7 protein-coding genes are annotated in these 6,198 nt (G+C 67.6%); 1 reads left to right on the top strand and 6 read right to left on the bottom strand.

The window, feature by feature from the left end:
- The 4 genes from cynS to ABW137_RS04710 form a co-directional block, all read right to left on the bottom strand.
- Nucleotides 1–373: cyanase (cynS, locus tag ABW137_RS04725; protein WP_526397395.1), on the bottom strand; the 373-nt coding region annotated here is incomplete at its 3' end.
- A complete protein-coding gene (locus ABW137_RS04720) occupies nt 370–1,692 on the bottom strand; it encodes a nucleotide disphospho-sugar-binding domain-containing protein (RefSeq protein WP_526397393.1) in 1,323 nt (440 codons plus the stop codon). The genes ABW137_RS04720 and cynS, both read right to left, overlap by 4 nt.
- Before the next feature lie 15 nt (nt 1,693–1,707).
- The gene (locus tag ABW137_RS04715; protein WP_526397391.1) at nt 1,708–2,055 is read right to left on the bottom strand and encodes a hypothetical protein; all 348 of its coding nucleotides are present in this window, start codon (nt 2,053–2,055) and stop codon (nt 1,708–1,710) included.
- Entirely contained in the window at nt 2,048–3,358 is a 1,311-nt protein-coding gene (locus tag ABW137_RS04710; RefSeq protein ID WP_526397389.1) for a glycosyltransferase, read from the bottom strand. The genes ABW137_RS04715 and ABW137_RS04710 overlap by 8 nt, the downstream gene beginning before the upstream one ends.
- A 242-nt stretch (nt 3,359–3,600) precedes the next feature.
- On the opposite strand from ABW137_RS04710, the gene ABW137_RS04705 reads away from it, so the two are divergent.
- The gene (locus ABW137_RS04705; RefSeq protein ID WP_526397387.1) at nt 3,601–3,996 is read left to right on the top strand and encodes a VOC family protein; all 396 of its coding nucleotides are present in this window, start codon (nt 3,601–3,603) and stop codon (nt 3,994–3,996) included.
- Nucleotides 3,997–4,052: 56 nt separating this feature from the next.
- Here ABW137_RS04705 and fdhD read toward each other — a convergent pair whose 3' ends face one another.
- Nucleotides 4,053–4,877, bottom strand: coding sequence for a formate dehydrogenase accessory sulfurtransferase FdhD (gene fdhD, locus ABW137_RS04700; protein ID WP_526397385.1), 825 nt, complete (start codon nt 4,875–4,877; stop codon nt 4,053–4,055).
- The coding region (locus ABW137_RS04695; protein WP_526397383.1) for an FdhF/YdeP family oxidoreductase at nt 4,870–6,198 on the bottom strand (1,329 nt) is incomplete at its 5' end. The genes fdhD and ABW137_RS04695, both read right to left, overlap by 8 nt.

Here is a 6,198-nt window from a genome sequence, read left to right as displayed (position 1 = left end):
TCTTCTCGACGTTCACACTGAAGTTGATGGCGCTCATGATGCCGTCACCGAATTGCTCGTGGATCAACTCCTTGATCGCCCCGCCGTATACCGACAGCGCTTCGTAGAAGCGGTAGATCGTCGGGTCGGTGGGCACCGCGGTCGGTAGCCCGCCGCGCATCGGCACTGCCGCGAGCACCGCCACCACAGCGGCGTCGAGGTCGAGCATTTCGGCGATGACGTGGCCCGAGTCGGGCGGAATCGGGTGCTGGCCGAGAAGCGCCGCCGTGGTCCACACGACGGGCCGGTCGATGGCATCGGCGATTTGTTGCCAGGTGAGGCCCTTGGCGAGCCGGGCCGCGATGATCTGCTGAGTGATCTCGTCTCTCGTCATGTCGTCCAGGATGCCCCCGCGCTGTTGCGTGGAGGTGACGCGGGGCGGCGCTCTCTGGTCACCTCGTCGACGAGCGCGGCGATCTCGGCGATGCCGTCCCGCCGCGCGAACGCAGCCTCCAGCTCGCGGGCTCGTCGCAGATACCGCGCATCGTCGAGGACCTCGCGGACGGCCCGGCGGATCATGGCGGGGCTCGGCGTTCCGGTCCTGAGGTCGATGCCCGCGCCGGACCACGCGACTCGGGCGGCGACTTCGGGCTTGTCCTCGGTGCTGCCTGCGACGACGAGTGGCACACCCGTCGACACGGCCCGCTGCACCGCTCCGTAGCCGCCGTTGGTGACCATGACGTCGACCCGAGGAAGCAGAGCGTCGTGCGGAATGTACTCGGCCACATATGTATTCGATGGCAGCGGGCGCTTCAGCTCGCGTCCGCCCGTGGTCGCGACCACCACCACGTCCTCCTCGCGAAGGGCCTCGATGGTCGGTTCGATCAGCCGGGTCAGGTCGGCGTTGTCGACGGTGCCCTGCGTGACGTGGACGACGGGCCGACGCCCGTCGAGTTCGGACCACCAGTGCGGCGGAACGTAGGCGCGCGTCGGCCGCGGATGGACCGCCCCCACGAAACGCACGTTGGCAGGCAGATCGCTGCGCGGGTACTCGAAGCTCGGCACGGTCGGCACGATGAAGCGATCGGCGAGCACGCCGACGTCCAGCAGGAACATCGGCAGGCGACGCACGCCCATGGATGCCAGTATCGCGTTGGCGGCGCAGTGCGCCCGCCGCAGGACGACCCTCTGCGACCAAGTGTTGAGGGCACGGTTGCGCAACCTGCCCCATCGGCCGCGCCCGGGCGGCAGGCCCGTGCCCCCGGGGGCCGTATCACGACTCGATAGCAGCGGCGGCGTCGGCGTGTAGTACAGCACCGGTGGCCGATCGGCGGCGTTGCCGAGCAGCAGGGGAAGGATCCCGAAGAATCCGTAGTCGACGATGATTGCGTCGAACCGGGTGTTGGCCATCGCCGCCTTCAGCTCTGCGGCCTGGTGTGCCATGGGTGCCAGGAACACTCGGATGAGCGCGAGGCTCAAGGCACCGATCCCCGAGACTCTTTGGCGCTGCGACGAGTCGAACCGCGAATCGTCGAAGTCGGCAATCGGCGGGAGCAGATGCGGTACCGCGCCGACGGCACGAATGGCGCTCGCGTGGGCGGCGCCGCTCATGACGGTGACGCGGTCGCCACGCGCCGCCAGGTCCTGGGCGACGCTCAGGAGTGGGTTGACGTGTCCGATGGGGGACAGCGCCGCGATGAGTATTTCGGCCATGCTCGTCTCCCTGGGTCAGCAGCCGGTCGCGGTGAGGTCGTGACTGGATTCGCGGACCTCGGACATGAAGATCACCCGCAGGGTGTAGTCCGGCGCGTCCACGGGCGCGACCACCAAGGCGAACTGGACTGCGGTGGTGCCCGGGTGCGCTTCGTCCCGTACGGCGCTCAGCACGTCGGCATAGTCGGCCGTCGGCGAGACATCCTCCAGCTCAACCCATTCCGACCAGCCGCTGGCGGAGGCCTCTCGCCACACGAACGTCGGCCGCTCGGACCGCTCGGTGCGCAACTGGCGCAAGGCGCACACCAGATACCACAGCAGCGCGGCGCCTGCGATGAGCGGCAGGCAGAGTTCGTCAGCCATGCCGGACTCCGATGCTGCGCTCCGCGATCACTTCCTCGACGAGGGTGGCTATCTCGCCTACGCCGTCGCGGCGGGCGTAGGCATCACGCAGCCGTGCCGCCGCCAGGCCGTAGGACGGCTCGTTGAGCACGTCGCGAACCGCTCGGCGTACGTCGCCTGCGGTGGGTGTTCCGGTGCGCATGTTGACGCCGACGCCGAAGTACTCGGCGCGCGCGGCCACCTCGGGCTTGTCCTCGGTGTTGCCTGCCACGACCAGCGGAACCCCGGCGATGAGCGCCCGCTGCGCGGCACCGTACCCACCGTTGGTCACCATCACGTCGACCGACGGGAGCAACACGTCGTGTGGGATGAACTCCGCGGCGAACGTGTTCGCCGGAAGTGGGTGGCGCAGCTGGGAGACGGGGCGCCCACCGGTGGAGACCACGACGGTGACGTCCTCGTCGGCGAGCGCCTCGATGGTCGGCTCGATGAGCCTCCCCAGGTCGGCGTTGTCGATGGTGCCCTGGGTGACGTGCACGACGGGACGCTCTGCCGATAGCACGTGCCACCAAGGCGGGGCGACGAAGTCGTCAGTGGGTTCGGGCGTGACGGCTCCGACGAAGCGCACGTGCTCGGGCAGATCGCTGCGGTGATACTCGAACTCCGGAATCGTCGGAACGATGAACCGGTCGGCCAGAACGGCCGAATCCAGCACGAAGACAGGTAGTTTCGGCAAGCCGAGCGCCTCGAGCATCATGTCCGCGGATTGATGCGAGGCCCGCAGAAGCACCTTCTGCGCGGCAAGGTTCAAGGCACGGTTGCGGAGCCGTCCCAGTGGTCCCGTGCCGGGAAGGATGCCCGTGCCTCCCGGTGCGGTGTCTCGGCTCGACAGGAATAGCGGCGTCGTGGAATAGGTCAGCACTGCCGGACGGGTTGCTCTGTCCCTCAACAACATCGGCAGGATGCCGAGGAAGAAGGCGTCGGTCAGGATCGCGTCGAAGCGCCGGGCGGCCATCAACTCCTCCAACGCCGCCGCCTGGTGCGGCAGGGGGCGCACGAAGATGTGCTTCACGTCGAAGTTCACCCGCGCAACCCCGGAGGTATCCACCCTTCCTGGCAGATCGGCGTCGAACGACGAATCGTCATAGTCGGCGCCGTAGGGGAGCGGGTGCGGGTTCGCGCCCGCAGCGCGCACCTTGTCGGCATGCCGCGCCGAGGTCAAGAAGGTGACGTCGTGGCCGCGGCTGACCAAGCCGCGCGCGACGTTCAGCAATGGTGCGACGTGTCCGACGGGCGGGCATGCTGCGATCAAGATCTCCGCCACGGTGATGGCTCCCTCTGGTTTTGGTACGTGTATCGGGTGTGCTCGGTAGGACTTGATACTTCCGACCAGGGGGTGGGTCCTGCTTGGAGGATGTGTGGAGAAAGGGTGGAGATTGCAGGTAGATGAGCCGCTTGCGCCGCTTGCGGCGACGCGGGAGCTTGACTCTGCGACCATGGCGGCAATGTGCGAGAAGGCCACGCCGTCAGCGCAGAGTGGAGCACCAGACGGGAAGTGAGACCCATATGCTCGACCACGTCTTCGTGGCGGTGAGCGACGTGAATCGCTCGATCGACTTCTACACGGCGGCGCTCGCACCGCTCGGCATCACCACGCGGGTGGACTACGACGGGAAGGACGGTCCTCCGGGGCATCCCGATCTCAAGGGATTCGGCGCGGATGGCCGCATCTTCTTCTGGCTCCGGGAAGGCGCGGTTGACACCCGCTCATTGCACGTCGGCTTCGTCGCCGACGGCATCGAAGAGGTGAATGCCGCTTACGCCGCCGCGATCGCCGCGGGCGCCACCGACAACGGTCCGCCTGCGGTCCGGGATTACTACGATCCCCGCTACTACGCCGCCAACGTCTTCGACCCGGACGGCTACAGCCTCGAGTTCGTCTACAAGAGCTGGCAGCACTGAGCGGACGGGAGCGAATACCGGAGGGCGGTCACCGGACGTCGCCGTCGCCGTCCATCTCAGTGCTTGACCCGGTCCGCCCGCGTGTAGACGTTCATCGACTCGCCCCGCAGGAACGCCACCAGCGTGAGGCCGGCCTGGCTGGCCAGATCCACTGCCAGCGACGACGGCGCCGACACCGCCGCGAGCACGGGGATGCCCGCCATGACGGCCTTCTGCGTGAGCTCGAACGAGGCGCGCCCGCTGACTAGAAGCACGGCTCCCGTCAAGGGGATGCGGTCGTTCTCGACAGCCCAGCCGATCACCTTGTCGACGGCGTTGTGCCGTCCGACGTCCTCGCGGACGACGAGCATGGTGCCGTCCGCGTCGAACAGAGCGGCGCCGTGCAGTCCTCCGGTGGAGGCGAACACCTTCTGCGCGGCGCGAAGCCGGTCGGGCATCGCCGACAACGCCTCGGAGGTGACCACGGTCGGGTCGTCACCGGGGGAGTAACGGCTGATCAGCCTGATGGCGTCGATGGAGCCCTTGCCGCAGACTCCGCACGACGAGGTGGTGTAGAAGTTGCGGGTGACGTCGAGGCTGGGCGTCGGGACGCCGTCGGTTAAGGTCACGTCCAGGACGTTGTAGGTGTTGACTCCGTCCTCGCCCGCGCCGCGGCAATACTGCACGGTAGCGACGTCGCCGCGGTGGCCGATTACGCCCTCGGTGAGCAGAAACCCTTGCGCCAGTTCGACGTCGGAACCCGGCGTCCGCATGGTGACGGTGGTCGCTGACCCGTTGATGCGAATCTCAAGCGGCTCCTCGACGGCGAGGGTCTCCGGCCGCTGGGTAACGGCGTCGGCAGTGACGTGACTGGCGCGTCGCCGCGCGGTGACCCTACCCATGACTGTCTACCCTCGCTGCGCTCGACCCACTGCTGTCTACCCTCGCTGCGCTCGACCCACGAGCTTCCACCCTGACCACGATCGCCTTCGAGACCGGAGTGTTCGATCTGGCCGCGGTGTGGTCGAGGGGGACGAGCGTGTTGGTCTCCGGGTAGTACGACGCGGCATTGCCCACGGGGGTGGAGTACGGCACGACGAGGAAGTCCTCGGCGCGGCGCTCCTCCAATTTGCCTGCCTCGTCGGTGTATTCGGAGATCAGGTCGACGCGGTCGCCTGCAGCGACGCCGAATGACGCGATGTCGGCGGGGTTGAGGAAGATCACCCGACGGCCGCCCTTCACGCCGCGATAGCGGTCGTCGAGGCCATAGATCGTCGTGTTGTACTGATCGTGACTGCGCAACGTCTGCAGTATCACTCGGCCCGGCGGCACCGGCAGCCACTCCAGCGGGTTCACTGCGAAGTTGGCCTTGCCCGTCGTGGTCGGAAACTCGCGGGAATCCCGCGGAGGGTGGGGCAACTGGAAGCCGTCGGGTTGGCGGACCTTGCGGTTGTAATCCGAGCATCCAGGAACGACCGCGGCGATCGCGTCCCGGATGCGGTCGTAGTCGGCGATGAACTCCTCCCACGGGACGGGATGAGCTGGGCCGAGTACGGCGCGGGCGAGTTGCGAGACGATGGCCACCTCGCTGCGAACCTCCACGCCGGGTGGTTGCAGGCTGCCGCGGGACAGGTGCACCATCGACATCGAATCCTCTACGGAAACTTGCTGTTTCACCCCGGACTGCAGATCCTTGTCGGTGCGGCCCAGTGACGGGAGGATCAGCGACGTGGCCCCGTGCACGACGTGGCTGCGGTTCAACTTCGTCGACACCTGCACGGTCAGCGAGCAGCTGCGCAGCGCCGCTTCGGTGACGTCGGTGTCCGGCGTCGCCATGGCGAAGTTGCCACCCATGCCGATGAACACCGATGCGCGACCGTCCCGCATCGCGCGGATGGCGTCGACGGTGTCCATCCCGTGCTTGCGGGGGCTGACGATGCCGAACTCGGAGTCCAACGCGGTCAAGAACGCTTCGGGCATCTTCTCCCAGATGCCCATGGTGCGGTCGCCCTGCACGTTCGAGTGCCCGCGCACCGGGCAGACCCCTGCGCCGGGTTTGCCGATCATGCCCCGCATCAGCAACAGGTTGGTGAGCTCGGAGATCATCGGGACGGCATGCCGGTGCTGGGTCAGGCCCATCGCCCAGCACGCGACCGTGCGCTCGGACGAGATCAGCATCTGCGCGAGCCGTTCCAGCTGAGCGCGGTCGATGCCCGTGGCCTC

Origin of the sequence: Mycobacterium sp. (assembly GCF_040509115.1) — a bacterium.
GTDB lineage: Bacteria > Actinomycetota > Actinomycetes > Mycobacteriales > Mycobacteriaceae > Mycobacterium.
This window is presented reverse-complemented; position numbering and strand designations above follow the sequence as displayed.

Coding starts and splice junctions, on each gene's coding strand:
- ABW137_RS04720 (WP_526397393.1), bottom strand. CDS start 1,692: ATGGCCGAAATACTCATCGCGGCGCTGTCCCCCATCGGACACGTCAAC.
- ABW137_RS04715 (WP_526397391.1), bottom strand. CDS start 2,055: ATGGCTGACGAACTCTGCCTGCCGCTCATCGCAGGCGCCGCGCTGCTG.
- ABW137_RS04705 (WP_526397387.1), top strand. CDS start 3,601: ATGCTCGACCACGTCTTCGTGGCGGTGAGCGACGTGAATCGCTCGATC.
- fdhD (WP_526397385.1), bottom strand. CDS start 4,877: ATGGGTAGGGTCACCGCGCGGCGACGCGCCAGTCACGTCACTGCCGAC.